Annotated in this window: 27 protein-coding genes; 22 read left to right on the forward strand and 5 right to left on the reverse strand. The window is 56.7% G+C overall.

Annotated features, from left to right (window positions below):
- Positions 1-63 precede the first annotated feature (63 nt).
- From RTK01_RS04970 to RTK01_RS05060, 19 genes are all read left to right on the forward strand, one after another.
- A complete protein-coding gene (locus tag RTK01_RS04970; RefSeq protein ID WP_293010319.1) occupies positions 64-279 on the forward strand; it encodes a flagellar FlbD family protein in 216 nt (71 codons plus the stop codon).
- 152 nt (positions 280-431) lie between these two features.
- On the forward strand, positions 432-1,286 hold the full coding sequence (locus RTK01_RS04975; protein WP_312279913.1) for a MotA/TolQ/ExbB proton channel family protein: 855 nt from the start codon (positions 432-434) through the stop codon (positions 1,284-1,286).
- 30 nt (positions 1,287-1,316) lie between these two features.
- Positions 1,317-2,147 carry a flagellar motor protein MotB gene (locus RTK01_RS04980; protein WP_312279914.1) on the forward strand — a complete coding sequence of 277 codons (831 nt, stop codon included), beginning with the start codon at positions 1,317-1,319 and terminating at the stop codon, positions 2,145-2,147.
- 62 nt (positions 2,148-2,209) lie between these two features.
- Positions 2,210-3,229, forward strand: a complete 1,020-nt coding sequence (locus tag RTK01_RS04985; RefSeq protein WP_312279915.1) for a FliM/FliN family flagellar motor switch protein — start codon at positions 2,210-2,212, stop codon at positions 3,227-3,229.
- The gene (gene fliN, locus RTK01_RS04990; RefSeq protein WP_312279916.1) at positions 3,219-4,706 is read left to right on the forward strand and encodes a flagellar motor switch protein FliN; all 1,488 of its coding nucleotides are present in this window, start codon (positions 3,219-3,221) and stop codon (positions 4,704-4,706) included. The genes RTK01_RS04985 and fliN overlap by 11 nt, the downstream gene beginning before the upstream one ends.
- Before the next feature lie 61 nt (positions 4,707-4,767).
- Positions 4,768-5,133 (forward strand): response regulator, encoded by a 366-nt coding sequence (locus tag RTK01_RS04995; RefSeq protein ID WP_293010314.1) that lies wholly within the window; start codon positions 4,768-4,770, stop codon positions 5,131-5,133.
- Between the two features lie 3 nt (positions 5,134-5,136).
- Positions 5,137-5,520 (forward strand): flagellar biosynthetic protein FliO, encoded by a 384-nt coding sequence (locus RTK01_RS05000; RefSeq protein ID WP_312279917.1) that lies wholly within the window; start codon positions 5,137-5,139, stop codon positions 5,518-5,520.
- Positions 5,521-5,532: 12 nt separating this feature from the next.
- Positions 5,533-6,201, forward strand: a complete 669-nt coding sequence (gene fliP, locus RTK01_RS05005; RefSeq protein WP_312279918.1) for a flagellar type III secretion system pore protein FliP — start codon at positions 5,533-5,535, stop codon at positions 6,199-6,201.
- A gap of 14 nt (positions 6,202-6,215) precedes the next feature.
- Positions 6,216-6,470: a flagellar biosynthetic protein FliQ gene (locus tag RTK01_RS05010; protein ID WP_293010311.1), complete on the forward strand. Its 255-nt coding sequence runs from the start codon at positions 6,216-6,218 to the stop codon at positions 6,468-6,470.
- Between the two features lie 13 nt (positions 6,471-6,483).
- Positions 6,484-7,254 (forward strand): flagellar biosynthetic protein FliR, encoded by a 771-nt coding sequence (locus tag RTK01_RS05015; protein WP_312279919.1) that lies wholly within the window; start codon positions 6,484-6,486, stop codon positions 7,252-7,254.
- Between the two features lie 30 nt (positions 7,255-7,284).
- Positions 7,285-8,385, forward strand: coding sequence for a flagellar biosynthesis protein FlhB (gene flhB, locus RTK01_RS05020; protein ID WP_312279920.1), 1,101 nt, complete (start codon positions 7,285-7,287; stop codon positions 8,383-8,385).
- 85 nt (positions 8,386-8,470) lie between these two features.
- Positions 8,471-10,573 (forward strand): flagellar biosynthesis protein FlhA, encoded by a 2,103-nt coding sequence (gene flhA, locus RTK01_RS05025; RefSeq protein WP_312279921.1) that lies wholly within the window; start codon positions 8,471-8,473, stop codon positions 10,571-10,573.
- 68 nt (positions 10,574-10,641) lie between these two features.
- Complete coding sequence (locus RTK01_RS05030) at positions 10,642-11,499, forward strand: FliA/WhiG family RNA polymerase sigma factor (RefSeq protein WP_312279922.1); 858 nt, start codon at positions 10,642-10,644, stop codon at positions 11,497-11,499.
- Between the two features lie 4 nt (positions 11,500-11,503).
- Complete coding sequence (locus RTK01_RS05035) at positions 11,504-12,253, forward strand: flagellar hook-basal body protein (RefSeq protein ID WP_312279923.1); 750 nt, start codon at positions 11,504-11,506, stop codon at positions 12,251-12,253.
- Positions 12,254-12,269: 16 nt separating this feature from the next.
- Positions 12,270-13,034, forward strand: a complete 765-nt coding sequence (locus RTK01_RS05040) for a flagellar hook-basal body protein (RefSeq protein ID WP_312279924.1) — start codon at positions 12,270-12,272, stop codon at positions 13,032-13,034.
- A gap of 32 nt (positions 13,035-13,066) precedes the next feature.
- Positions 13,067-13,693: a chemotaxis protein CheC gene (locus RTK01_RS05045; RefSeq protein WP_293010304.1), complete on the forward strand. Its 627-nt coding sequence runs from the start codon at positions 13,067-13,069 to the stop codon at positions 13,691-13,693.
- A complete protein-coding gene (locus tag RTK01_RS05050) occupies positions 13,686-14,165 on the forward strand; it encodes a chemotaxis protein CheD (protein ID WP_312279925.1) in 480 nt (159 codons plus the stop codon). The genes RTK01_RS05045 and RTK01_RS05050 overlap by 8 nt, the downstream gene beginning before the upstream one ends.
- A gap of 122 nt (positions 14,166-14,287) precedes the next feature.
- Positions 14,288-15,220 (forward strand): chemotaxis protein, encoded by a 933-nt coding sequence (locus RTK01_RS05055; protein ID WP_312279926.1) that lies wholly within the window; start codon positions 14,288-14,290, stop codon positions 15,218-15,220.
- A 15-nt stretch (positions 15,221-15,235) separates the two neighbouring features.
- Complete coding sequence (locus tag RTK01_RS05060; protein ID WP_312279927.1) at positions 15,236-16,504, forward strand: HDOD domain-containing protein; 1,269 nt, start codon at positions 15,236-15,238, stop codon at positions 16,502-16,504.
- 327 nt (positions 16,505-16,831) lie between these two features.
- Here RTK01_RS05060 and RTK01_RS05065 read toward each other — a convergent pair whose 3' ends face one another.
- Positions 16,832-18,487, reverse strand: coding sequence for a flagellin (locus RTK01_RS05065; RefSeq protein ID WP_312279928.1), 1,656 nt, complete (start codon positions 18,485-18,487; stop codon positions 16,832-16,834).
- Between the two features lie 283 nt (positions 18,488-18,770).
- Here RTK01_RS05065 and RTK01_RS05070 point away from each other — a divergent pair, with 283 nt between their 5' ends.
- Genes RTK01_RS05070 through RTK01_RS05080 form a run of 3 tightly spaced genes read left to right on the forward strand, consistent with a single transcriptional unit; the run spans position 18,771 to position 21,326 of the window.
- Entirely contained in the window at positions 18,771-19,529 is a 759-nt protein-coding gene (locus RTK01_RS05070) for an ABC transporter ATP-binding protein (RefSeq protein WP_294852522.1), read from the forward strand.
- Positions 19,522-20,337 (forward strand): ABC transporter permease, encoded by an 816-nt coding sequence (locus RTK01_RS05075; protein ID WP_312279929.1) that lies wholly within the window; start codon positions 19,522-19,524, stop codon positions 20,335-20,337. Before RTK01_RS05070 ends, RTK01_RS05075 begins: the two co-directional genes overlap by 8 nt.
- Positions 20,334-21,326: an ABC transporter substrate-binding protein gene (locus tag RTK01_RS05080; protein ID WP_312279930.1), complete on the forward strand. Its 993-nt coding sequence runs from the start codon at positions 20,334-20,336 to the stop codon at positions 21,324-21,326. Before RTK01_RS05075 ends, RTK01_RS05080 begins: the two co-directional genes overlap by 4 nt.
- A gap of 176 nt (positions 21,327-21,502) precedes the next feature.
- Here RTK01_RS05080 and RTK01_RS05085 read toward each other — a convergent pair whose 3' ends face one another.
- The 4 genes from RTK01_RS05085 to RTK01_RS05100 form a co-directional block, all read right to left on the reverse strand.
- Positions 21,503-22,018, reverse strand: coding sequence for a GNAT family protein (locus RTK01_RS05085; protein ID WP_312279931.1), 516 nt, complete (start codon positions 22,016-22,018; stop codon positions 21,503-21,505).
- A gap of 197 nt (positions 22,019-22,215) precedes the next feature.
- Complete coding sequence (locus RTK01_RS05090; RefSeq protein WP_312279932.1) at positions 22,216-23,022, reverse strand: hypothetical protein; 807 nt, start codon at positions 23,020-23,022, stop codon at positions 22,216-22,218.
- A gap of 50 nt (positions 23,023-23,072) precedes the next feature.
- Positions 23,073-24,284, reverse strand: coding sequence for an HDOD domain-containing protein (locus RTK01_RS05095; protein WP_312279933.1), 1,212 nt, complete (start codon positions 24,282-24,284; stop codon positions 23,073-23,075).
- A 26-nt stretch (positions 24,285-24,310) separates the two neighbouring features.
- On the reverse strand, positions 24,311-26,350 hold the full coding sequence (locus RTK01_RS05100) for a cell division FtsA domain-containing protein (RefSeq protein ID WP_312279934.1): 2,040 nt from the start codon (positions 26,348-26,350) through the stop codon (positions 24,311-24,313).
- Positions 26,351-26,403 lie beyond the last annotated feature (53 nt).

Genomic DNA, 26,403 nt, shown 5'->3' on the forward strand with positions numbered 1-26,403 from the left:
GGCCGCCGGACACGGGGAAGTCCCCCGTGTCCGGGGTACGCCGGCGATTGGAAGGAGAAGCGTATGATTGTCTTGACAAAGATGAACAGCGACAGGTTTTTGGTGAACCACCTGCAAATCGAGTGTATCGAGCTGATCCCCGAGACAAAAATCGTGATGATGAACCGCAGCTACTATCTGGTGCGGGAAACGGCAGAGGAAATCGTGCGCAAAATCGCGGAGTACAACGCCAAGGTGCAGGATATCTCCCGCGCGGTGAGAGTAATCGGTCAGCGCTGAGGAAAAAACGCAGCGCTTTCGGGTTTCTACGGGCCGACCTGATCCGTGCGCACGGAAGCCGCGCGTCTTTGGTGCGCGGGGATCAGGTAGGCGCTTATAAAAATCGGGCGGCGGCGCGGGTGCGCCCTTTGCCCGGCAGGGGTGAGAGACAGATGAATATAACCTATATTATCGGCACGGTAGTGGCCATGGGCATTATGATCGCGGGCATGATGTTTACTACCGATGCTACCGGCGCTTTTACCACAAGCGCCAAACAGCTCATGAACTTTCTGGACCCGGCCAGTATCCTGATTACTGTGGGCTGCACGTTTGCGGTGGTGGTGGCCAGCTTTCCGCCAAAAATGCTGAAGAATTTGCCTCGGCATTTCCGGATTATGCTGAACACCAAGAAGTACGACCCTATGTATTACATTGATCAACTGGTGGAGCTGGCGCAGGTGGCCCGGAAAAACGGACTTTTGGCGCTGGAAGAAAAGGCCAATGCACAGGACGACCCGTTTTTTAAGCAGGCCATTATGCTGATTGTGGACGCCAACGACGCCGACAAGGTGCGGGGCATTCTCAATAACGACATCGAATGCATGTCCGCCCGGCACGACGGTGTGGCAGGAATGTATGAGCGCGGATCCTCCGTGGCCCCCGCCTTCGGCATGGTGGGCACGCTGGTGGGCCTTATTAACATGCTGAAGAACATGAATCTCTCCGGAGACGGCGGCTCTTCCAGCATCGGCTCCGACATGGGAACGGCCCTGATTACCACGCTGTACGGCTGCGTGCTGGCCCATATGATTTTTAATCCCATCGCCTCCAACCTGCGCACGCGGGACGAGGAGGAGGTGCTCTGCAAGATGATTATTGTAGAGGGCATTATGTCGATCCAGTCCGGCGAAAATCCCAAGTCCCTGCGGGAAAAACTGCTGACCTTCGTGGACCAGAATAAGCGCGAAGAGGGTGGCGCCAAGGGCGAGAAAAAGAGCCGGGGCAAGAAGAAAAACGAAGAATGATTTGGAAAAACACGAGGGGGTGAGCGGTATATGAAAAAGCGGAAAAGCGAGGGCGGAGCAAGCTGGATGGACACCTATGGCGACATGGTGACGCTGTTGCTGTGCTTTTTTGTGTTGCTGTACTCCATGTCCACCATCGACCAGCAGAAGTGGGTGCAGTTGGTGCAGAGCTTCAACCCCGATGCGACGCACGAAGTTACGGAAAACAGCGGCAACAACGGCCAGCTTGCGGACCCCACCACTCCGGTGGATGGCGAACAGTCCGACAGCAGCCTGACACAGGCACAGATTATGGCCTCCATTGAGCAGCTTTATCAGGATTTAAAGTCCTATGTCGCCCAGCAGGGCGCGGCGGAAAACATATCCGTCACCAAAGGCGATGGATATGTTTTCATCTCCTTTAACGATGCCGTGTTTTTCGACGGCGACAGCTATGTCCTGCGGCAGGATGGTAAAGAGGTTCTGGAGGACGTGGGCGTGATCGTTGGCAAGGCCAGCCTTGCCATCGACGAGCTGCGGGTTCTGGGCCATACGGCACAGGGCGACCCCGGAAAGCCCAACAATCCAACGGTAGACCGGTTTTTGTCTTCTGACCGGGCCGCGGTGGTGCTGATTTACTTGCAGGAAATGGACATTCTGGACCCTGCCCGGATGATCAGCATGGGCTATGGGCAATTCCGCCCGGTGGCGGATAACGCGACCCGGGAGGGCCGGGCCAAAAACCGCCGGGTGGAGCTGATTGTTACTGGTAAAGACCTGACCAGTTCGCTGGGCGATCAGATTGAGCAGTATTACACGGAGCGAGGAACGCCCTCGCCCGCTTCCACCGAAGCGCAGGGAGACGGCGCCGCCGCGGAATAATCCGCGATGAGATATGGCCGCATGGGGCGGCAGACGAGAATACACGGGAGAGGGGGATGCCAATGTCGGAGGTGCTTTCACAAAGCCAAATTGACGCGCTGCTCAGCGCGGCGCGAAGCGGGGAAAAGATTGAAACCGAGGAAGACACGTCGAAAGATAAGAAATACAGGAAGTACGACTTTCGTAGCCCCCGCAAATTTACCAAGGACCGGCTGAAAATGCTGGACAGCATTTTTGAAAATTATTCGAGGAATCTGAATTCCCGCATCAATGGCCTAATGCACACAAGCTGCGAAATCAACGTGGAATCCGCCGAGGAGCAGCGATATTATGAGTTTTCCAACGCCCTGATCGAGGGCGATGTTCTGGCGCTGGCCTATATCAAATACGGGGAGGTGCTGGAAGATACTCCGGCGCTGCTGCACATCAGCAAGCCGCTGCTGCTGAGCATGATCGACAGGATGATGGGCGGCGAGGGCGAGGTGGACGATGAGCTGGACCCGGAGTACACGTTTACCGATCTGGAGCTGAAGATTCTGGAGGGCCTGAGCGAGTATTTTGTGGAGAACCTGGGCGAGAGCTGGCAGAATTACATTCAGCTTGAGTTTCAATACGGGCGCGTGGAGCCAAACCCCACGATGATTCAGCCTCTTGGACTGGATGAAATCGTGGTCATTATGGATTTGACGGCAAAATTTCCAAACTGCGACGGGCATATAAGCGTGTGCCTTCCCGGCATGGTGCTGACCAACGTTTTCAGTGAAATCAGCCGCCTTAACACAGCCCATAAAAGTCAGGACGAGGCGGCGGGGAAAGAGATTTTCGAGTCTCTGAAAACCACGGAAATCGATCTGATTGCGGAAATCTGCCGCACAAAGCTCCAGCTTAGCGACATCTACCACCTGAACGTGGGAGACGTGATTGATTTGAAGCGGCCCAAAAGCTCGGCGGTTCATATCAACATCGGCGGGCGGCGCTGGTTTGACGGCGTGATGGGAATACACAACAAAAACATGGCGGTCAAAATAGGAAGGACCTATTACGGGCCGGAGGGAAGGAACGTCGAACAGGATGGCAGATAACATTTTTAACTCCATGGAGCTGGACGCAATCGGGGAAGTGATGAACATCAGCCTCGGTTCCTCCGCCACGGCGGTGTCCAACCTGCTGGATCATCGGGTGGAGATCACCACACCCAGAGTCAGCGTATCCGATGTGGCAGATTTCAATATCGCCGATCTGGAACCTGCCGTGGGCGTGGAGATTCGCTACATATCCGGCTTGGTGGGCAGCAATATCATGCTGCTGCGCCGCAGCGATGTAAAAGTGATCGTGGATATTCTGATGGGCTCGGAGACGCCGGACGAAGAGTTTGAGATGAACGAGCTTACCATCAGCGCGGTGTGCGAGGTCATGAACCAAATGATGGGCGCGGCTTCCACGGCCCTGTCCGACTTTCTGGGGATTCCGGTAAACATTTCCACGCCGGAGTCGTTTGAGCTGCAAGATTTTGACCAATTTAAAAAAGATCACTTTCCCATGCAGGACGGCAAATGCGTAGTTGTGCGCTTCATGCTGAAAATCGACAGCGTGCTGCAAAGCGAATTTATCAACGTCATGTCCGTGGATTTGACAAGGGAACTGCTCTCAGGCCTTGGACTTGGCGAGGATGAGGACGCGGCGCCTCCGGAATCCACGTCCTCGGATCAACTGGCAGCACCACTGGAAGGCGGCCCAAAGCTGAGCCAGTCGGAAATAGAAAAGCTGATGAGCAGTGCGCAGACCGCTCCGGCTCCCGCTCCTGCCGCCCCCGGCGGCACGCTGAGTCAGGAAGAAATAGAAAAGCTGATGAGCGGCACGCAGAGTGCTCCTGCTCCCACGCCTGCGCCCGCTCCTTCGGGCGGTATGCTGAGTCAGGAAGAGATTGAAAAGCTGATGAGCGGAACGCAGAGTGCTCCCGCGCCCGCGCCTGCTCCCTCGGGAGGAATGCTGAATCAGGCGGAAATTGAGCGGCTGATGAGCGGTATGTCGACTCCGGCACAGCCGATTGCCGCCCCACAGCCTCCGATCCCCCCACAGCCCGCCGCTCCGGCCTATTCCGTACCAGAGCCTCAGGCCATCCTCGGCGGGGCGCCGCCCATGCCGCCCTATGGACAGTATCCGGGCTATTATCCGCCCCAGCCCTACTATCCGGCTCCCGGTCCCGCCCCCGCAGTGCACGCGCCCAGAGTGATTCAATCCGTTCCGGCGGAGATGCCACACTTTGCAAATGGCGAGCCGCTGGACGAGCAGCAGGCGGAAAATCTGGATCTGCTGATGTCGGTTCCTCTGGAGGTTTCCGTGGAGATCGGACGGGCCCGCCGAAAGGTGCAGGACGTGCTGGCCTTTACCAAGGGGTCGCTGGTAATGCTGAACAAGCTGGCAGGCGATCAGGTGGACCTGTTTGTTAACGGACAGTGCATCGCCAAGGGCGATGTGGTTGTCGTGGATGATAATTTTGGAATCCGCATCACCGAGGTTTTAAAAGCCCCCGATCCCAACGAGCTGGTCAAGGGATAAGTTCCATGACCCGCGCTGGGAAACTGAAAATAAAACAGATTCAGAAAAAGGAAGGTTTAACATGGCTAAGATTTTAGTGGTTGACGACGCGGCATTTATGCGCAAGGTCATTAAGGACACTCTTTCCAAGAACGGATATACCGAGTTGTTTGAAGCGGTGGACGGTGCGGACGCCGTGGAGAAATATGGGGAGATTCACCCCGATCTGGTCATCATGGACATCACCATGCCTAATATGGACGGGCTGGAAGCTCTGAAAACCATTCGCGGCAAGGACGGCAACGCCAATGTGGTCATGTGCTCCGCTATGGGACAGGAGAGTATGGTGATCGACGCGGTGCGTTCCGGCGCAAAGGATTTCATTGTCAAGCCCTTTAAGGCCGACCGCGTGCTCAAGACGGTGAACTCCATCATCGGCAATCCCTGATTTATGCAGTGGGAGGAAATCGGCGCCCTTTTGGGGATGCTGGCGGCTGTCCTCGGCGTGCTGGTTCTCGCATGGCTGTTTACCCGATATCTGGCGGGGCACGCGCCGGGGCTTGGCGGCCTTTTGCCCGGAAGAAGCGGAAAGCTCCGGCTGTTGGAGCGTCTGCCGCTGGGGCGGGAGCAGTCCCTTGTGATGGTTCGGGCGGGCGAAACGGTTCTCCTTCTGGGCGTCACCGGCAGAGAGATTTCTCTTTTGCGGGAGCTGAGCGCCGAGGAAGCGGCGGCGTGGGACAGCGCGGCGCAGACCGCGTCGCCCGCGGCTGGGGCAGAGGCCCCGATTCCCTTCCGGGATGCACTGCGGGAAGTTTTGAAACAGAGAAAGAAGTAGGAGGAGCATAACGTGACGGACGCACTGGTCAATGTCAACGGGGACAACGTACAGGCCCTCCAAATTCTTTTCCTGACTACGATGATGACCCTGCTGCCCTCGCTGCTAGTGATGATGACGTCCTTTACCCGGTATATCATCACGTTTTCCTTTCTGCGCACGGCGATGGGAACGCAGCAGACCCCGCCCAACGTGGTGCTGATTGGGGTGGCACTGTTTTTAACGATGTTTACTATGAACCCTGTGTTTACCACCATCAAGACCGAGGCATACGACCCCTATGTGGCGGAGGAAATCGGGCAGGAGGAATTTCTTGACCGGGCGCAGGTTCCGCTGAAGGATTTTATGCTGAGAAACACCGAAACCTCTTCCCTGAACCTGTTTTGCGATTTGGACGGGGCTGTGGACCGACCCGTGGATGAGGCCGCTGCCAAGGCGCTGCCGATACATGTTGTGGTGCCCTCCTTTATGACCAGCGAGCTGAAGCGGGCCTTTGAGATTGGATTTTTGGTCTACATTCCCTTTATGCTGATCGACGTGGTGGTGGCCTCCGCGCTGATGTCCATGGGCATGATCATGTTGCCCCCGTCCATGATTTCCACGCCCTTTAAGCTGCTTTTGTTTATCGTGCTCAACGGCTGGGAACTGGTGTTCTCAACGCTGGTGCAGGGATTCCACTAGAAAGGGGCGATGGCATGGAACTGAATGCGGGCGAGGTGCTCCGGCAGGGTGTTTTCGTGGTGATCCGCCTGGCGGGTCCCATGCTCATCCTGAGCATGATAGTGGGTGTGTTGGTGGCCATTTTTCAGGCCGTCACCCAGATTCACGACCAGACGCTGGGTTTTGTTTTGAAGCTGGTGGTCATTGGGCTGGTGCTGTTTATCGGCGGCGGCTGGATGATGAACACGCTGGTGGATTACAGCCGGTATCTGTTCACGCTGATGCTGTAAGGCGGGGCGCGGCATGATCGACTGGGGCAGACTTACGCTGCTGTTTTACATTCTGATGCGGATGAGCGGCTTTGTAATGTTCAATCCGCTGCTGGGGCGGCGGAATTTTCCCGGCATTTTCCGGGCGGGCCTTACGCTGGTGCTGACGTGGTTCGTGGCCTCGTTTACGAAGGGAACCGCTCCCGTGCCGGTGCATCTGATTGAGTTTGGCGTGCGGCTGCTGCTGGAGCTGGGCGTTGGCTTTATGGTGGGAATGGCGGTTCAGTTTTTCATTTACCTCATCCCCCAGCAGGCGGGTGAAATCCTAGATAACCAGATGGGCATGTCCATGTCCAAGGAATACGACCCCGCTTCCAATATCTCCATGTCTGTCAGCAGCACGCTGTTTACCATTTTGATGACCCTGTTGTTTTTTGCAGCAAACGGACACAACACTCTTTTGCGCATCCTGCTGACCTCCGGAGAGATTATCCCCTTTGGGCAGGCGGCGCTGGGACAGGCCGCCATGCAGGCGGGGATAGAGCTGTTTATCGAGTGCTTTGTGCTGGGGGTGAAGCTGGCGATTCCAATTCTGGCGGCGGAGCTGCTGGGACAGATTGGAATGGGCGTTTTGATGAAGGTCATTCCGCAGATCAACGTGTTTTCCATCAACATCGAGCTGAAGGTCATTATCGGACTGGTGCTGCTGATGCTGTTTATGTCGCCCATCAGCGAATTTCTGCTGCGGGCGGAAAATCAAATGCTGGTTGCTGTGCGGGAAACGCTGACGGTGCTGGCCTCTTAAAAAAGGGGATGGCAAAAGGGGGGAACGTCTGTGCCGGAGGGCAACAAAACAGAAAAGGCAACCCCCAAAAAGCGACGGGACCAACGAAAAAAAGGCAACGTCTTTCTCAGCAAGGACGCGGTGGCGGTGGCGACGCTGCTGGTGGGCTACATGACACTGCGCATGACCATGTCGAGCGCGGTGGGGCAGATAGATTCCTTTTTCCGGGTATGTATGACTCTTGCGGGGAATCTCTCCTCGGTTTCTCTGGAGGCGCAGCTTCCCGACCTTCTCAAGGAGGGTGCCTACACCCTGTTTATGGCGGTGGGGCCCACCATCTTGGCGGTGGCGGCGACGGCCGTGGCGGCCACCTTCGCGCAGACCCGGCTTCTGGTGTCCGGGCAGTCCATTCAGCCCAAGTTCAACCGTCTTAACCCGCTGGAAGGCTTTAAAAAGCTGTTTTCTTTGCGCAGCGTAGTGGAGGCGGGGAAGGGCATCATCAAAATCACCATTCTTCTGATCATCATTTATCGTTTTATCAGTGGATGCATAGTTGCCTTTGCCAATTACTTAAACACGGATATAACCGCCGTTTGCGGCGATATCCTCAGCCGCCTCAGCGGCATGATTCTCCAGATTATCATTGCGTTTGTTGCTCTGGCAGGCTTTGATTTCTACTATCAGTGGTGGGATTACGAGCGCCAGATGCGCATGACGAAGCAGGAGATCAAGGAGGAATATAAACAGACCGAGGGCGATCCTCAGATCAAAGGTAAAATCAAAGAGGCCCAGCGAAAAATGGCCCAGTCCCGCATGATGCAGCAGGTGCCCCAGGCGGATGTGGTCATCAGAAACCCCACCCACGTGGCAGTCGCTCTTCGATACAAGCCGGAGACGGACGCTGCCCCCGTGGTCCTTGCCAAGGGGCTGGACGAGGTGGCCCTGCGCATCGTGAAAACGGCGGAGGAGCACGGTATCCCCACGGTGGAGGATGTTCCTCTGGCCCGCTCCATCTACGCCTCCGCCGAGCTGAATCGGCAAATTCCGCCGGAGCTGTACGGGGCGGTGGCGGATGTGCTGGTGTATGTCTTTAAGATGAGTAACCGGGACCTCAACAAGGAAATGGAGCTGGACGGGCAGGAAAGCCGTTGACGACTTTGAAGCCGAAGGCTCCCCGAATCTCCCCCAAGGCAACGGGCCAGAACCCAGAAATTAACCAAGGAAAGGCGGAATCACGATGAGAAGACTTGCAAACAACATCATATCTCTCCTCGTGGTTGTCATCGTCCTGTTCTTAATTCTGCCACTTCCCCCGATGATGATGGACATTTTGATAATTATCAACATCTCGCTGTCCATCGTAATTCTGCTGATTACCATGAACATCTCGGACGCACTGGAATTTTCGATTTTTCCATCACTGCTGCTGGTGACCACGCTGTTCCGATTGGGACTGAACGTGTCCTCCACCCGGTTGATTCTTTCCAACGGCGGTTATGCGGGTACGGTGATTAAGGCGTTTGGCCAATTGATTACCAACGGAAATATTGTCATCGGCGTCATTATCTTCCTGATTATTGTGCTGATGCAGTTCATTGTTATCACCAAGGGAGCCGAGCGCGTGGCCGAGGTGGCCGCTCGCTTCACGCTGGACGCCATGCCCGGTAAGCAGATGGCCATTGACGCGGATCTATCCTCCGGCCTGATTAACGAACAGGACGCGCGGGCTCGCCGGGAAAAGGTGCAGCGACAGGCTGATTTTTACGGCGCGATGGACGGCGCAACCAAAATCGTCAAGGGCGACGCCATTATGAGCCTGATTATCACCGCCATCAACTTTGTGGCGGGACTGGTGATCGGCATTGTGCAGGGTGGCGGAGACTTCGCAAGCGTTTTGCAAGTGTATTCCATCGCCACCGTGGGCGACGGGCTGGTGTCCCAGCTCCCCGCGCTGATGATTTCCACTGCCACGGGTATGATTGTTACCCGCAGCGTATCTGAGGACAGCCTGAACAACGACGTGCTCCGGCAGTTCAAGGCCCAGCCCCGGGCGATTATGGTGGCGGGTATCGTGCTCTTGTTTCTGGCAGTTATGCCCAACACGCCTCATCTGGCCCTGCTGGTGGTGGGTACCGCGCTTACATTTTGGGGCTGGCGAGGCCTGCAAAGCATGCAGACGGAGAAAACGCAGCGCGCCGCGCTGGAGGAGAAAGAGGCCGTCGACGCCGCGCAGGCTGCCAAGGCCCCCGGAGAAAATGAGTATTATAAGGACATTAACAACATCTATTCTCTGCTGGATGTGGAACCCATCGAAATGGAATTTGGATACAGCCTGATCCCGCTGGTGGACGAGGCGCGGGGCGGGCGGCTCATCAGCCGCATCGTCATCTTTCGCCGCCAGTATGCCCAGGACATGGGCTTTGTGGTCCCCTCGGTGCGGCTGCACGACTCTGCAACACTTGGCACCAATCAGTATGTAATTAAGATTAAGGGCGAGGAGGTCGCCAAGGGCGAAATCCTTGTGGACTATTATCTGGCGCTGGAGCCTACGACTCCCAGCGGCGAGATCGACGGCATTGAAACCATCGAACCGGCATACGGCATTCCCTCCCGCTGGATTTTGCCGGAGAGCCGGGAAATGGCGGAGATTTACGGGTATACCGTCATTGACCCTCTCTCCGTGATGCTGACGCATCTCTCCGAAACCATTAAAAAGCATGTGTACGAGCTGCTTGACCGGGAGGAGACAATCCGGCTGGCGGAAAACCTGAAAAAGGCTGCCCCCCAGTTGGTGGAGGAAACCATTCCCGCTCTGATCTCCTATGCGATGCTGGAGCGGATTTTGCGAAGCCTTTTGAAGGAAGGCGTCCCCATCAAAAACTTGGGCACCATTGTGGAGGCCGCTGCGGATGCCATGAATACCACCCGGGACCCGGATTTGATCACCGAGGCGGTTCGATCGGCTTTGACCCGGACCATTACACGCCGCTTCTGCGAGCATGGGCAGCTCCGGGTGGTAACGCTGGACGCGGAGGTGGAAAAGCAAATCGTTTCCTCCCTGACCAAAAACGATCAGGGTGTGTATTTGGCGATGGGCGCGGACATGATGCAGCAGATTGTCTCCCAACTGGGGGAATCCGTGAAAAGGTTTGCGGAGTTGGGGCAGACCCCCGTCATTCTCACAAGCCCTGTCATCCGTGTGTACTTGAGCAGAATGCTGTCTCAGTTTTTCCCCAATCTGTATGTGCTGTCCTTCAATGAGATTACAACGGATATTCAGATTCAGGCACTTGGCAACATCACGATGCAGCAGAAGAAGGAGACGGTGGAAAAGGTCTGATTGAATTTTGAAGCCCAGCGCGGCACATGCGGCTTTATAAGAGCTTTGCGAAAGGAGGGGGCAGAAGCGTGAGTGATACGGCTGTTTTAAACAATCACACGGAAGAAGCTCTCTCCCAAACGCTTCTGACAGAGCGGGAGCTGGAGGCCCTGCCCACCGACGAGCTGCTGAGCCTTTATAAGCGCACGGGAACGGAGGCGTACAAGTGGCCTCTGGTGCTGCGGTACGAGGGGCTGATAAAAAGCATCGCCCTGCAAATCTGTGGCGTGTACAACGGCTTTGCCCAAGTGGACGACATTGTGAACGAGGGCATTCTCACATTGATGAACTCTGTGGATAAGTTCGACCCCGAAAAGGGCGCGAGATTTGAAACCTATGTGTCCAAGCGCATCCGGGGTATGATTATCGACCTTGCCCGCCAACAGGACTGGCTGCCCCGCAGCGTGCGCCGCCGTGCACGGGAGATTGATCAGGCGGTGAGCAGTCTCAATAACCACTTGGGCCGCTTTCCCACCGACGAGGAGATTGCCGGGCACATGGGATTGAGCGTGGAGAAGTATCGGGAAGACGCGGCGGCGGCCGCCTTTTGCAACATTGTTTCGCTGGAGGCGCTGTTTGAGCGCCGCAGCGAGGGGGACACGGGTGTTTCCATTCCGGCGGCGGAAGACCTCTCGCCGGAGGACAGCGTGCAACAAAAGGAGCTGCGGGAGCTGCTGGGCGACGGAATCCGGGCGCTGCGGAAAAATGAGCAAATGGTGCTGTCCCTGTATTACGAGCGGGGACTGAATATGCGGAACATCGCACAGGCCATGGACATCAGCGAACCCCGCGTGTCGCAGATTCACAGCCGGGCTATTCAAAAATTACGCGTGTATCTGGGGCCTTATATGGGGCAAAAGCCGGAGCGCGGCGAGAAAAGAGAGTGATAAAATGTTCAAGGGCTTTTACAACCTGACCTCCGCCATGCTGTCTCAGGGCAAACGACTGGACGTGATTTCTAACAACATGGCAAACGTCGCCACCTCCGGCTATAAGTCGGACACCTATACCGACACCACCTTCCGGGAATACGTGGTCAGCCGGGTGGGGAACAAGGACAAGCGCAACTCCGCTGAAATTGGGCCTGCCAGCTATATTCTGGCGCCCAGCCGACTTTACACGGACTATACCCAGGGTGCGCTGGAAGAGACGGGGATGCCTCTGGACTTTGCCCTTCAGGGAGACGGATTTTTCGCCGTTCACGCCGGGGACGAGACGGTTTATACTCGCGCAGGCAATTTTGCGCTGGATGAAGAGGGCTATCTGTGCCTTTCGGACGGGAGCCGGGTGTTGGACCCCAACGGAGAGGAGATTCTTCTGGGGACTGATAAAATTAAGGGAGATGCCGCAGGCGGAATCTACACGGAGGAAGGCCTGCTTGTGGCGCAATTGGGCGTTTTCTCCTTTGGGGACAATGCAGAGCTTCAGCGCAACCCACAGGGCTATTTCACCGGCGACGGCGCAGAGGCCGCGGCCGGAACTAGTGTTCTCTGGAAGACGCAGGAGCGGGCCAACGTGGACCTTATTCAGCAGATGACCGGCATGATGACCGCCCAGCGCGCATTTCAAAGCGCGGCGGAGGTAAGCCGGATGTACGACCAGCTAATGACCAAGGCGGCAACCAATTTGGGCAACGTATAAAGGACGGTGAGCGGATTTGAACAGTTCTTTTTATACCGCCGCGGTGGGCGCGGCACAGCAGCAGCAGCGGATGAACGTGCAGGCGAACAACATCGCCAACGTGAATACATACGGATTTAAGGCACAGAAGCCCAGCTTTTCCTCCCTGATGTACGGCAACGTGGCCGGAGCGGAGGGGGCGGAGCTTCCCCGTGGCTCCGGCGCGAAGATGTCCATGGCGGGAACGGACTTTGCAGACGGCGCACTGGCCGAAACCGGACAGAAACAGGATTACGCCATTATCGGCGACGGTTTTTTCGGGCTTTATGACCCCGCCAGCGGGGAAGTGTCCTATACGCGGGACGGGTCCTTTACCCTCTCTGAGTTTCAGCGCCAGAAGCTTTCGGCGGACGGCGAGCAGGAACTGGACGAGGAGGGCCAGCCCGAGATGGAAACCGTGTTTATGCTCTCCGACGGGATGGGCCGGTTTGTCCTGAACGACAAGGGCGCGGTGACGGAGGTGACTGACCGGGAGGCGAAGCAGCCGGTGGGCGTGTTTGACTTTGTGAATACCGACGGGATGCTCCGCATGGGAGAGAACCGCTATATTCCGGTGGAGAAAAACGGTCAGGTCCGCTTTGGCACCGGCGCGGTTCGCCAGGGTGCACTGGAAGCTTCCAACGCTGATTTAGCGGAACAAATGACAAAAGTCATTGAAGCGCAGCGCAGTTTCAGTTATAATCTAAAAATGGTCACCGTTACGGATGAAATTGAAACTACGGTGAACAACCTCAGGTCCTAAGGGTGCGCCTCCGGCGCGGAAAGGGAAGTCGCATGGAGATTAAAAGTTACGAGGATTTGAACGGGCTGGAGATTGATACGCTCAAGGAGATCGGGAGCATCGGCACGGGGAACGCCGCCACGGCGCTTTCCCAGATGATTGGCAAAGAGGTCCGCATCACTTTGCCGGAGGTGCGGATTATGGGCTATAACGAAGCCATTGAGTGGATTGGCGGGCCTGAGGCCATCACCGCCGGGGTTTTGAGCCAGCTTGGCGGCGAAATCAACGGAATCATGCTCTCTGTGCAGCAGATGGATTTCATCAATCTGGTGCTGTCCAATGTGCTGGGAAAGCCTGTGTCGGATTTCAATATGTTGCGGGAAATGGAAATCTCCACGCTGGTGGAGGTGGGCAACATTATGATTTCCACATTTATCAACGCCCTCAGCGGTCTTGCCGACATCTCAATCCGGCTGACGGTTCCCGCCTTCGCGGTGGACATGCAGGGCGCGATTCTCACGGTACCCATGGCGGCCTACGGCGGCCAGTCGGACTATATCATGACCATTGGCGGCAACTTTGTGTGCGACGGAAGGCAGGTTCCCTGTCGGCTGCTGCTCTCGCCGGATATCCGGTCTTTGAATTTCCTCCTGCGAAAGTTGGGCGTAATGGATGAATGACAAGCTGATTGTCGGCATTGCCGACATGAAACTGGCGCAGGACGGTGAAAAACTGATTACCTATGCGCTGGGCTCCTGCATTGGAATCTGTCTGTACGAGCCGAATCGCCGTCTGGCGGCGCTGATCCACATTATGCTGCCGTTGAATATGGAAACCGGGCGGAAAAACACCTTTAAATATGCTGATACCGGCATCCGCGCCGCACTGCGGGAGATGGAGATGAAGGGCGCCTGCCGGGCCGCCATCACGGCGAAAATCGCAGGCGGAGCCCGCATGTTCGAGGTTTCCGGCGGCAGCCTTGGCAATATCGGCCAACGCAACGGAGAAAGCGTCCGTCAGATTCTGAAGATGGAAAAAATTCGGCTCGCCTGGGAAGATGTGGGCGGCACTGTCGCCCGCACCATGGAGTTTGACGGCGCCACGGGAAGCGGAACGATTCGATCCTATGGATATCCGGAAATTAAATTCTGAGCCGATGGCTTATGGGGAATTCCCCAATTAAATAAACAGTGTGCTGCGCCGGGAACCGACACGCCCGCAGAGCCGGAGGCCTCCTCCGGCAAATGGGCGGGCACCGTGAAAGGAATGACGTTATGGGACAGAGCAACAGCAATATTTTGCTGGAAACGGGAACCAATGAAATTGAAATTATGGAGTTCACCGTCAATGATAATCTCTTCGGCATCAACGTGGCCAAGGTCCGGGAGATTATGCTGTCCGCGCCGGTGAAGTCCATGCCTCACGTTCACCCGGCGGTGGAGGGTATTTTTAAGCCGAGGGATCAGGTGATTACGGTCATTAACCTGCCGAGGTTTCTGGTGGACACGGACGTGGAGAAGCAGGGCAAGGACTTGTTTATCGTCACGAATTTCAACATGATGTACGTTGCTTTCCGGGTCCACAGCGTGGTGGGCATCAGCCGTATTTCCTGGCGGGACATTCAAAAGCCGGACAAGACCATTTCCGGCGGCGCGGATGGCGTGGCCACCGGTATCGCCCAGTGCGGCGACGACTTGGTGACGATTCTGGACTTTGAAAAGATTGTGGCCGAGATTGCCCCGGAAACTTCCATTCAAGTCGGTGAAATTGACCGGATGGGGCCACGGATTCGCAGCGACCGGCCTATTTACCTTGCGGAGGACTCCCTGCTTTTGAGCCAGATGATTCGGGAAGCGCTGGGCAAGGCGGGCTATACGAATCTGCACGCCTATCCCAACGGACAGGAGCTGTGGGACGAGCTGATACAGATGAAGTCACGGAGAACCGCACCGGACGAGGTGGCCATGGTCATCACCGATATCGAAATGCCCCAAATGGACGGGCATCACCTCACAAAGCTCATCAAGGACGATCAGCTTCTGCGGAAAATTCCCGTGGTGCTGTTCTCCTCCCTGATTTCCGAGGAAATGAGGATTAAGGGCAAGCAGGTGGGCGCGGACGAGCAGCTTTCCAAACCTGAAATCGGACATCTGGTATCCGTCATGGACCAGCTTTTGAGCAAGGCGGCCCCGACGGAAAAAGTATGAAAGCGATGAGTGGGAATGAGAAAGGACCGAAATAAGAACAAATACATCGTCCGCCAGCCCATCCGTAACGCTCAGAAGCAGTCCATCGGCTACGAGATTTTGTACCACGGAGAAAATCAGGCATTCTGTGGGCTGATGAGTGACAAGGAATTTGCCGCTGCGGACACGGTGTATAACTTCCTGATTCAGAACACCGACAAGCTTTTGAAGGGCTCGTTTTACTTTATGACCTTCACGGCCACGCTGCTGCTGAAAAAAACGCCGGACCTGTTCGACCGGTCGGAGCTGGTGATTCAGATTGACGACAGCGTGATCATTCATCCGGCGGCGCTGGCCGCTGTGCATGAATATGCAGCCAAGGGCTATCGAATCGCGGTGAACGAGTTTCAGTTTTTGCCCCGATATCTGGCATTGCTTGACACAATCGACTATCTAAAGCTGAATTTTGCCACCACCAGCGAAGAGAAGCTCAAAAATATCATCGAGATTGCCCACAGCCTGAAAAAACTGTGCATTGCCACCAATGTGGACACGGAAGAGCTGTACGCCAAGGCGGAAGAGCTGGGCGTGGACGCCATGGAGGGCACCCGCGTGGCTGAGAAGCTGGCCACCAAAATTCACAACAGCGGCTATCTGCAAAGCAACTTCTTTCGCCTGATTGTGGCAATGAGTCGGGAGGAGCCTGAGATTGGCGAGGTGGAAGAGCTGATCTCCGTGGACGCCACATTGAGCTATGCGCTGCTGCGGCTGGCCAACTCCTGCTACTTTGCTCGCCGCAACCGGGCCACCACCGTGCGTCAGGCCATCATGACAGTGGGGCTGAACCAGCTTCGCCAGTGGGTCTATCTTCTCAGCGCCAACAACGCAGAGAACGAGATGGACGCCGACGCGGAGGAATTTTTGAAGCTGTCCCTCCTGCGGGGCACCTTTTGCAGCAAGCTGATGAAGTATGCCACCGGCATGACCATTTCCACCTCCGACGCATACCTTATGGGTATGTTCTCCACGCTGCACTATCTGATTGATGCGCCCATGGAGGAAATATTGGAGGAGATTCCGGTTCCGGAGGCTGTCAAGGCCGCGCTGCTGCACCGCGAGGGCAGAGCGGGTCAGCTTTTTGAGCTGGCACTATGCTATGAGCGGGCGGACTGGAATGGTGTTGCTGCCGCCACAGAGGCACTGGGCATCCCGGCGAACCTGCTCACGGGGACTTATTTTGCCTGTGTGGACGACGTGAACAGCATCTGGACGCAGGTGACCAATCCTCGCCCGGACGACGGCTGAGCCAGCATTTGAAAACATGAAAAGCGCTCCTTTTCTGCAATTAAGCAGGAGAGGAGCGCTTTTATCGACATATCAAACGACTGCTTGTGGCAGCGCCCGTTTTTCATTTTGTACAAGAAGCTCCCGCCGCATACGCGGCGGGAGCTTTTTCTTGCTTGTCTCGCAGCCCTCGTCCCCTCGGTGGAAAATACGAAGTATTTTCTTCGGACGCGCCCCCGTCTCCCTATCCCGCGAAAGCGCTTTCGCGGGAAGAGGAGGAGCAAGGGAATGAAGCGACGTTTTCGCCCCAAGGCGGAAACAGAGCGAAATGGACTTTGCTCCGACGATTTACTGCAGCAACTGCAGCACGCCCTGAGGAACCTGGTTGGCCTGCGCCAGCATGGCCTGAGCAGACTGCACCAGGATGTTGTTCTTGGTGTAGGACATCATCTCCTTGGCCACATCCACGTCGCGGACGGTGGACTCGGCATCCTGGATGTTCTCGGTCATGACGCCCAGGTTGTTGATGGTGTGGTCCAGACGGTTCTGCAGAGCGCCCAGATTACCACGGGTGGAAGAAACGCTGTTGATGGCGCTCTTCAGCTTCTCAATGGCGGCAGAAGCGCCGTCCTGCGTAGAAATGTCGATGCCGCCGATTCCCAGAGACTTGGCGTGCATATCGCCCACGGAGACGGTCAACTGGTTAAACGCCTCGGCGGTGTCACCAATCTGGAGAGTCAGCGCTTGACCGGAGGTCTTCAGGGCAGTTTCGCCCTTGAAGAGAATGTCGCCAGTAGTAATGTCAGCACCAGCGTCGGTAGCTGAGGCAACCTCAAAGGACTTTCCGCTGACACGGCTGATGGTTCTGGCAACGTTTTCGGCATCGTCTGCGGCAGTATAGCTGGCACCATCCAGTTTGATCACGGTCACGTCGGAGCCGAGGTTTGCAAGACCCTTCTCCGTAGTGGTATCAGCCGCCAGCAGGAACTTCTTGCCGTTGACTTCAAAGGTGGCCTTTTCCAGATCTTCCGCAGTGGCAACATCCGCAGCAGTCGCACCGGTCTTGGTAATGACGGTGAACTTGCTGGTATCCAGCTTCTGCATAGCGTCCTTGCCGACTACGACATCGCCGGCAGCCACGCCGATAGCGCCGCCAGCGGTGGTAACCTTCGCGGAACTGGAAGTCATGCCGAGAGCGGTAATCTGAGCACCGTCCGTGCCGGTTTCCTTGCTGGTGAAGGACAGCTTGTCGGAAGCAAGGGAGACGTCAAAAGACGCGCTGAGGTCGCTGTTCTTCTTCAGTTCTGCAAGCACGGCCTCGCTAATATTTGCTGCCGTTGCGGGGTCCGCAGCAGTATACTTTGTGCCATCGGCAGCTTCAAACTCCGAGCCGGAATTTGCCTTGAAAGAAACCGTGGCGGACTTCTCAGCATCGCCTTCTTTCCAAGCAACGGTGTAGGAGAACGTATCACCTGCTGCCAGAGTACCTGTACCAGCGGTAAAGGCTGCGCTGGTTGTCTTGGAGGTGGTGACCTTGGTGTCAGTCAGCGTCACATTGTTGGAAACATCGGCCTTGCCGCCCAAAGAGCCGTCCAGCAGCTTGATGCCGTTGAAGTTGGAGCTGTCGGCAATACGGTCGATTTCGGAGGTCAGCTGGGAAACTTCCTTCTGGAGGTTTGCCCGGTCAGTCTCGTTGTCATAAGTACCGTTGGCGGACTGGTCGGCCAGAGTCACCATACGGTTGAGCATGGAGTGAACCTCGGTCAGCGCGCCTTCTGCGGTCTGCACCAGGTTGATGCCGCTCTTGGCGTTGGACTGGGCCTGCTCCAGACCGGAGATCTGTGCCCGCATTTTCTCGGAAATGGCAAGACCGGCGGCGTCATCGCCAGCGCGGTTGATCCGATAGCCGGAAGACAGCTTCTCAAGGTTCTTGCTCAGAGCGCCGGTGTTGCTGGAGAAGTTGCGATAGGCGTTCATGGACATGATATTGTGTTGGATACGCATAATTGTTACCTCCATGTATTTTAGGGGCGGGAATCCTTTCCCTGCCCTTTTTTATAGGCGGCGCTTCCGGCTTCAGAGGCCTCATGAAGCCTTTGGCGGCCGCACAGGGGATTTTACCCTTGTATCCCATATATCGTCCGCTTTTTCCAAAACATAAGGGGATTTTCAGAAAATTTTCTGGTTTCGCCCAATTCCGCATTTCGCACCGCCTAAGAACCCTCCGCATACGATATCAGGACGGGAGCGCGGAAGGCGCGCCCGGTGGGTAAAGGAGGATTCTGCCATGACGATCGCTCTTGAGCACGTGGCGCTGACCTATCAAGCAATCGACGGAGAAATTGAGGCGCTGCGGGATGTGTCGTTTGAGCTGGAGGAGGGAGAGTTTCTGGGTCTCGTCGGCCCCTCCGGGTGCGGCAAGTCCACGCTGCTGAGCCTGATCGGCGGGCTGGAACCGCCTACCTCCGGAAGAATTTTAATAGACGGAAAATCCGTGGTCGCCCCCTCGGAGCAGGTGGGGCTAATGCCCCAGCGGGACCAACTTTTCGAGTGGCGCACCGTGTGGGGCAACGTGACGCTGGGACTGGAGCTGCGGGGCGAACGAGACCCGGAGCAATATGAACGCGTCCGGGGACTTTTGGAGCAGTACGGACTGGGGGCGTTTATCAACAAGCGGCCCTCCCAGCTTTCCGGGGGGATGCGCCAGCGCTGCGCCCTGATTCGCACCATGGCCGCAGGGCCGAAAATGCTTCTGCTGGACGAACCCTTTTCCGCGCTGGATTATCAGACGCGGCTGTCTGTTTCCGCAGATATTCACGACATTATCCGACAGGAGGGGAAAACCGCCCTTCTGGTTACACACGACATATCCGAGGCCATCAGTCTTTCCGACCGGGTGGTGGTCTTGAGCCGCCGTCCCGCCGTGGTGAAGTCCGTTCACGATCTGGGGGCGCTGCGGAATTTAAAGCCCATGGAACGGCGGGACGCGCCGGAATTCCGGGGGTTTTTCAACGCCATCTGGAAGGAGTTGGATTTCAATGCCTGATTTAACTCCCTCTCCCCGGCGGCTGGCATGGCTGCGCCGCCAAAAGCGGCAGCGGTCCGCGGTGCGGGCGGTGCAGATTTTTTTGCTGCTGTTCTTCCTGATTCTATGGGAAGTCTCCGCCCGGCTGGGGTGGATTGACGCGTTTATTTTCAGCTCTCCGTTCCGCGTGGCAAAAACAGTGTCCGTGCTGTATCAAAGCGGGGACCTGTGGGTACATCTGTGGACCTCCTGCGCGGAAACGGCAGCGGGGTTTATTTTGGGGACGCTCACCGGCACGCTGGTTGCGGTACTTCTGTGGTGGAGCGATTTTCTCTCCCGCGTGCTGGAGCCGTATCTGGTGGTGCTCAACGCCTTGCCCAAAACCGCTCTGGGGCCGATTTTCATTGTCTGGATCGGCGCGGGAACATCAAGTATCATTGCCATGACTCTTGCAATCTCCTTGATTGTCACAATTCTCAACATGCTGGCGGGTTTTATCTCCACCGACGGGGAAAAGCTCCGCCTCTTGAAGTCCATGGGGGCAAGCCGGGGGCAGATTTTACGAAAACTGGTGCTGCCCTCCAATCTCCCTACGCTGTTCAACACCCTGCGGGTCAATGTGGGCCTTTCGTGGGTGGGCGTTGTGATGGGCGAATTTTTGGTTTCCAAAGCCGGGCTTGGGTACCTAATTGTGTATGGTTCCCAAGTGTTTAACATGGATTTGGTAATGGCCTCCGTGCTGGTCCTGGCGGCGGCGGCGGTGGTGATGTACCGAATCGTGCTGTGGCTGGAAAAATTTTTAAAGAAACGTTTAGGAGTGATCGCATGAAAAAACTGTTTGCCCTGCTCTGCGCCGTTGCCATCACGGCGTCCCTGTGCGCCTGCGGAAAAACCGAAACGCAGGAGACCGTTACCGTACAACTGAACGAAGTGACCCATTCCGTGTTCTACGCGCCCCAATATGCCGCCCTGAAGCTGGGATTTTTTGCTGACGAAGGGCTAGATGTGGAGTTGACCAACGGCGGTGGGGCCGACAAGGTGATGACCGCCGTTCTGTCGGGACAGAGCGACATCGGCCTAGCCGGGCCGGAGGCCTGCGTTTACGTATACAATCAGGGGAAAACCGATTATCCCAAAGTCTTTGCCCAGTTGACAAAGCGGGACGGCTCTTTCCTGGTGGGCCGGGAAAACGTTCCCTTTAACTGGGCCGACTTGAAGGGGAAAACCATTATCGGCGGACGCGCCGGTGGAATGCCGGAAATGACACTTGAATATGTCATGCGTCAAAACGGTGTGATTCCCCATGTGGACGCGGTGGTGGATACCTCTGTGCAGTTCAACATGATGGCGGGTGCTTTCACCGGCGGAAACGGGGATTATGTCACGTTGTTTGAGCCTACCGCCACAGAGGTGGAGGCCGCCGGGAAGGGCGTAATTCTCACTTCCATTGGTCAGGAAAGCGGAGAGATTCCCTACACTGCATACTTCGCCTCTCAGGGGTACATGGAGAAAAATCCCGATGTGATTCAGCGGTTTACCAACGCCGTTGCCAAGGGGCAGACATGGGTGCAGGAGCATTCTGCCGCCGAGATTGCCGAGGCCATTGCCGATCAGTTCCCCGACACAGGCGTGGAAGTGCTGACAAAAGTGGCCCAGCGCTATAAGGACATCGACGCATGGAACGCCACACCCGTGATGGAAAAGTCCGCGCTGGAGCGGCTGGAGCTGGTGATGGAAACTGCCGGAGAGCTGGCCCGCGAGGACTGGGTGAATTTCGACGAGCTGGTGGATAACAGCTTTGCTCTGGCGGTAAAATAAAAACGTTATCGCGCAAAAATGCCCGGAAGGCCAACGGCCTTCCGGGCATATATTTTCAAATTTTTATCCCCCGTCTGTCCCACTCGCGGAAACCGGAGGTTTCCGCGAAGGCGCAGGCGCAACGCAGCGGCATTTGCTTTCGGCACAGCCGGAAGCAAACAAAGCGCAGTTTGCGACTAAGCCATCCGCTGGTTTAAAAACTCATCCCTCGAGAGAAGAAAGTGGACATAGCCGCAGCCTTGGGAGACACGCCGCATTCCCACCTTTTCAAAAGCCCGAAGAGAACGCAGATTGTCCGCGTGCACGTTGGCGGCAACGGTGTTGGCCCGCCGTTGAAAAAACGCGGTTTCCAGACACCGGATAATGGCCTGCGTACCATATCCGTTTCCCCAGAGGGTCTGCCGTCCGATGGCCACCACCAGCTCATAAGCGTCGTTCTTTTTCAGTTCCGCCAGACGGACAAAGCCGATGGGCTCCGGGTCCTCTTCCCGGCAGACAAAGAAAAATCGGCCCTGCCGGTTGAGCTGACAGGTGAGAAACACCGGGTCAGGTGTCTCCCGCAGACGGGAGGTGATGCTCCGGTCCTCGTTCAGATAGCGTGTGACGGCGGGATTTTCCAGCCAGCTAATCAGCCGGTCGGTACGGGGTTGGTTGATGTCAGGATGCAAAAAAACAGAAGGAGCTCTCTCCATATCACTTACCTCACAGTAAAAAATACTCAAAAGCCCTTCCTTGCAATGCAACGACGGTTCTTTATTATTCAGTTTCCGCAGCTTTTTGATTTGCGGTTTTGTTCAGTATATCACAGGCTGTTTGGAAAAGCAAGCCCACAAACCCTTGGAACAAAAACCGCCCGGAAAACCAGTGGTTTTTCGGGCGGTGCTTCCTATTAAAGGGGAAGAGAGCGCACTGCTCCGTCCTCCAGCAGGTAGAGATGCGTCTTGTCGCCGGAGAGGAGATAGGTGCCCGCGATCACGTTTGCCTGCCCCGCTTCATGCGGGAGATAAACCTGAAGCTTCAGGCACAGAATGCCGTCCACCAGCACCGCGCCGTCCATGGGGTACACGGAGTAGTCCCGCAGGCTTTCCGCCTCCAGACCCAGTTTGGCGGGGGAGAGGGATTTAAGAAAATCCACCGCTTCCACATAGGTCATCGGTTCCTTTTCCGTTTTCGCCTCGCTCACGGTCCCCTCCGGGCGGGTGAGGGTAATCTGGCAGTTTTCAGCGGTCCAGGAAATGTCCATCCGCAAAAGCCACCCGTCCTCGGACGCGGCCTTCGCCAGAGACACAAGCCCCTCCTCGTCGGCGTAGTTGGGTGGGTCTGTCACGGCGCCATTCTCATCCACAATCCGAAAGCCGCCCTCCTCCGCCGTCAGCCGCTCCACATACTGGCGCACGCTCTCTCCGCCGGTTTCCAGCTTTTGATAGGTATAGTAATACGCCTCGACCGGAATGCTTCCCGCCCCAGAGGATGCGGCTGCGTCCGCCGTGTCCGGCGTTTCCATGTCCGTCAGCTCGCCGCTGTTTTCCCGGCCCAGTACGGAACTGAGGGATTCCACTGTGTCTTCGCCCAGCGCATATTCTTCCGGCGGCTCCAGTGCCGCTGCGTTTCGAAAAATCAACAGATAGACCGCTGTCCCCAAGCACACGGCGGCGGCCAGGGCCAGAGGAATCAAAACGCGCCTTTGTTTTAACATATATTTGCCTCGCTTCTGTTTGTTCAAGAGGGGCCCACAGCTCCGCTCACTTACGAATCGCTGCGGAAGGCCCAGTCCGTGTCTCTGATGCACTGCATGTAGATGTCCATTACCTCATAGGCGTCCACGTCCAGCGCAGGCGGCTCCATCGGCGTTCTCTGCTCATAGGAAACGGCGTATTCAAGATACGTCTTTAAAGGACCTGCGTCTTCACCCAACAGGACTTTTTTGGTTTCCGCCGGGAGATGAACCTCCCCCAGCAGGTCCGCCATGGGCCGACCCAGAATGAGGTCCATCAGACTGAACATCCCTGTGAGAAAGCCCGAGGTTTTCTTCTGGCTGTGGGAAGAGTGTTCTATCAGCCGCTCCATAAAAATTCCGCGAAGATATGCCTCGCGCACCGTCTCGTCCGAGCAGGTGGTGTTGGACTCCCGGGCCAGCAGCAGAACCACCCAGTGGTACAGTTCGTCAATCCCCAGATAGGTCACGGCCCGCTCAATCACCTCAAGAGAGTTGCCCCGATAGTATTGCAGTGTCCGCACTTTTTTCAGCAGGCGAAAGGTTAGCGCTGCGTCGGAGCGAATCATCTCCGAGCAGTAGCGCAAATCCACGTCGGTCCGGTTCAGCTCCCGCAAAAGACGCGTATAGGTGGCGGAGTTGATATTTGCCGTCTCCTTGCGCAGATTTGTGGGCCGCTGAAAGAAAAACCCCTGAAACTTGCTGTAACCCTGACGCAGAGCTCGTTCATAGGTTTCCCGGTCTTCTACCTTTTCAGCCAACAGAGCCATGCGGCCACGGCGATATTTTCGGGCGATTTCCTCCTGCTTTTCTTCACTGGTGGCCAGAAAATCCACCTTCAGCACGTCAATCAGCGGAAGAATGGGGTCAAAGACCGGGTCGCCGGTGTAGTCGTCCAGTGCCAAACGGTAGCCGCGGCTTTTCAGATCCTTCAAACGCCTGATCAGTTTGTCCGTCACATGAATGCTCTCCAACAGCTCTATCGTAATTTTTCGGGGGTCCGTCAGCAGCACAAAGTCACTCATCACCAGAGACTCCGTAAAATTGACGTATGCGCCCCGCCCATCGGTCAGATTGTTCAGACCAAAGGCCATCAATGCGTCGGACAGAAGGATGCGGGTGGCCCGGTCCCCGTCCGCAAACGAGGCCCGGTCCTCTCCGTCGCCCGCGCGGTAAAGCAGCTCATAGCCCTCTACCCGCAGATTGCGGTCGAAAATGGCCTGCCGGGCAATGTATCTCTGCATAGCCCAATCCTCCGTTTCACCGCGCTTTAGGCGCGGGGTTCCTCCATCTGGATACTCATGCGGTCTCCGTCTGCCAGTACGCGCATAAACGAGCTGCTCTCCCCGTTGACCCGCAGTGTCACGGGTCGATCCAGATGCTCAAAATCAAGACCCGCATGCTCCAGCAAATCCATTAAATAGTAGGGCGCGTTCTTCGGTTTAGCCGGAAGTTTCAGCGGGGCTCCGTTCAGAAAAAACAGGCGGGGAGGAAGCAATTCCTCAAAAGGCTGGGGGGCAGGCACGCGCTCTGCCTCCGGCTTTTCGGCGGAAGCAACCTCTGCCGGAGGACTATCCGCTGAGCTGTCGGCAAGCAGGCATTCCCGAGCCGAAGAATCCGAAGAGGCCGCGGAAGCGTCCGCGGAAGCGTCCGCGCCGACAACGTGAGAAGAAGAAACCGCTTCTTTGTTCGTTCCTTCCGATATCGTCGCCTTTACGGGGACGATGGCGTTGGTGACCACGGCATCTCCCGGACGCAGCTCATAGTCGGGGCCCACGGGTGCTCCGTTCACAAGGCAAACGGCCGCGGCGGCCTCACCGCCCAGCGCCTCGGCAATGGTTCGTTGACCCGCTTTTCCTGAGCGGGCGGGGGTAAACTCAATAGAGTCCGCCGCCTGAATCACTGTGGAGGGCGGAAGCTCCGTTCCGTTGATTTGCAAAGAGGACGGCTCCGCAGGCTCGCCCCGGTACAGGGTCCGCTGTCCGTCAATGGTAACGGCGAGAGAGGAACCGGTCCGGCCGATCAGGTCGGCGTAGTTGTATCCGTTCATCTGCAAAACGTCCAGCGCGGTTAAAGCGCCGCTGCGGAAAAGCTTGGCAGGATGACCGTTGAGAGAAACACGGTAGCTGTCTGAAATCAAGCCCAGACCGGCGGAGACGGCGATGCCCAGAGGCGTGGTGTATTCCGGGTCGTTCAGCTCCTCAGTGTCTGAAAAGGCGCTCATTTTAAAATTAGACCCGGCCACGCTTACCCGCCGGGGGTCCATTTCCAGCGCGGAAGCCACTGCCTGCGGCAGTCCCTCCAGCTTGCTGCCGCCGCCCGCCAAAAATACCGCTGAGGGCGCACCGCCGTTAATTTCCCGGATGCGGCGGGCCAGCTCGTCCGCAAGCTGGCCTTCCGCCGGGATAATCACTTCTTTCACAGCAGAGGAGGGAAGCTCCTGCTCCAAACCCAAAATGTCGGTAAAGCGCAGGGTTTCCCGCCGGGCCGCTTCTGCTTTCAGGCGCTCCGCCGTAGAAAAGTCGGTGAGAAAGGCCCGCATAATGGCTTCAGTAATTTCGTCGCCCGCCACGGTGGCCATGGTATAGCCCACCACGCTGCCATCCCGGCAGGCGGCAATGTCCGAGGTACCTGCCCCGATGTCCGCCATCACCAGATTCAAAAGCCGCAGCTCCGGCGGAATGGCGGCGTTAATGGCGGCAATGGGTTCCAGCGTCAGGCTGACCACCTCCAGACCCGCCGTCTGCATGGCGGAATACAGGCTGTCCACCACCTCGGAGGGCAGGAAGGTTGCCACCACGTCACATTCCAGTTTTTGTCCGTTGTGGCCCCGCAAAATGGAAAGGGGATAGCTGTCCACAAGATACTGGGAGACAGTGTATCCCACCAGATAAAACCGGCCCAGCCGCTGGTCGTTCTTGTTCAGGTTGGACTCCGCGGCGGAAACGGCCCCCGCCTCGAGCTGACCGATGAGGTCCTCTCCGATGCGGCGAACCTCCGGCAGCTCCAGCTCAAAGTGGCCCGCCTCTGTGTGCAAAGCCCGTCCAGCAGCGGCAATGCAAACCTGCGTCAGCTTGCAGTCCAGCCGGGCTTCCAGCCGGGCAGTCACCTCGGCGGCGACCTTTCCCACCTGAGCAATGTCCTCAATTTGACCGTCCATCATGGCGCGCTTGCTGTGCTCCAGTTTTTCCACGGCCAGAATGTGCACCCGCTCGCCCTCTGTCCGGCCAACCATGCCGATGATGCTTCTGGTGCCGATGTCCAGCGCGAAAATCATGTCCCGACTCTGCTGCTCGCGTACTTTTTCCACGGTGGCTCACTCCTCTGCGCTCGCAGGCGCATAAAAATACGTGCGCCCGGTAT

This window comes from Oscillibacter sp. (genome assembly GCF_031978065.1).
Taxonomy (GTDB): domain Bacteria; phylum Bacillota; class Clostridia; order Oscillospirales; family Oscillospiraceae; genus Oscillibacter.

What these genes read in the sequence shown, in the direction of transcription:
- RTK01_RS04970 (WP_293010319.1), top strand. Translation starts at nt 64, where the DNA reads ATGATTGTCTTGACAAAGATGAACAGCGACAGGTTTTTGGTGAACCAC.
- RTK01_RS04975 (WP_312279913.1), top strand. Translation starts at nt 432, where the DNA reads ATGAATATAACCTATATTATCGGCACGGTAGTGGCCATGGGCATTATG.
- RTK01_RS04980 (WP_312279914.1), top strand. Translation starts at nt 1,317, where the DNA reads ATGAAAAAGCGGAAAAGCGAGGGCGGAGCAAGCTGGATGGACACCTAT.
- RTK01_RS04985 (WP_312279915.1), top strand. Translation starts at nt 2,210, where the DNA reads ATGTCGGAGGTGCTTTCACAAAGCCAAATTGACGCGCTGCTCAGCGCG.
- fliN (WP_312279916.1), top strand. Translation starts at nt 3,219, where the DNA reads ATGGCAGATAACATTTTTAACTCCATGGAGCTGGACGCAATCGGGGAA.
- RTK01_RS04995 (WP_293010314.1), top strand. Translation starts at nt 4,768, where the DNA reads ATGGCTAAGATTTTAGTGGTTGACGACGCGGCATTTATGCGCAAGGTC.
- RTK01_RS05000 (WP_312279917.1), top strand. Translation starts at nt 5,137, where the DNA reads ATGCAGTGGGAGGAAATCGGCGCCCTTTTGGGGATGCTGGCGGCTGTC.
- RTK01_RS05010 (WP_293010311.1), top strand. Translation starts at nt 6,216, where the DNA reads ATGGAACTGAATGCGGGCGAGGTGCTCCGGCAGGGTGTTTTCGTGGTG.
- RTK01_RS05015 (WP_312279919.1), top strand. Translation starts at nt 6,484, where the DNA reads ATGATCGACTGGGGCAGACTTACGCTGCTGTTTTACATTCTGATGCGG.
- flhA (WP_312279921.1), top strand. Translation starts at nt 8,471, where the DNA reads ATGAGAAGACTTGCAAACAACATCATATCTCTCCTCGTGGTTGTCATC.
- RTK01_RS05035 (WP_312279923.1), top strand. Translation starts at nt 11,504, where the DNA reads ATGTTCAAGGGCTTTTACAACCTGACCTCCGCCATGCTGTCTCAGGGC.
- RTK01_RS05045 (WP_293010304.1), top strand. Translation starts at nt 13,067, where the DNA reads ATGGAGATTAAAAGTTACGAGGATTTGAACGGGCTGGAGATTGATACG.
- RTK01_RS05050 (WP_312279925.1), top strand. Translation starts at nt 13,686, where the DNA reads ATGAATGACAAGCTGATTGTCGGCATTGCCGACATGAAACTGGCGCAG.
- RTK01_RS05055 (WP_312279926.1), top strand. Translation starts at nt 14,288, where the DNA reads ATGGGACAGAGCAACAGCAATATTTTGCTGGAAACGGGAACCAATGAA.
- RTK01_RS05060 (WP_312279927.1), top strand. Translation starts at nt 15,236, where the DNA reads ATGAGAAAGGACCGAAATAAGAACAAATACATCGTCCGCCAGCCCATC.
- RTK01_RS05065 (WP_312279928.1), bottom strand. Translation starts at nt 18,487, where the DNA reads ATGCGTATCCAACACAATATCATGTCCATGAACGCCTATCGCAACTTC.
- RTK01_RS05070 (WP_294852522.1), top strand. Translation starts at nt 18,771, where the DNA reads ATGACGATCGCTCTTGAGCACGTGGCGCTGACCTATCAAGCAATCGAC.
- RTK01_RS05075 (WP_312279929.1), top strand. Translation starts at nt 19,522, where the DNA reads ATGCCTGATTTAACTCCCTCTCCCCGGCGGCTGGCATGGCTGCGCCGC.
- RTK01_RS05080 (WP_312279930.1), top strand. Translation starts at nt 20,334, where the DNA reads ATGAAAAAACTGTTTGCCCTGCTCTGCGCCGTTGCCATCACGGCGTCC.
- RTK01_RS05085 (WP_312279931.1), bottom strand. Translation starts at nt 22,018, where the DNA reads ATGGAGAGAGCTCCTTCTGTTTTTTTGCATCCTGACATCAACCAACCC.
- RTK01_RS05090 (WP_312279932.1), bottom strand. Translation starts at nt 23,022, where the DNA reads ATGTTAAAACAAAGGCGCGTTTTGATTCCTCTGGCCCTGGCCGCCGCC.
- RTK01_RS05095 (WP_312279933.1), bottom strand. Translation starts at nt 24,284, where the DNA reads ATGCAGAGATACATTGCCCGGCAGGCCATTTTCGACCGCAATCTGCGG.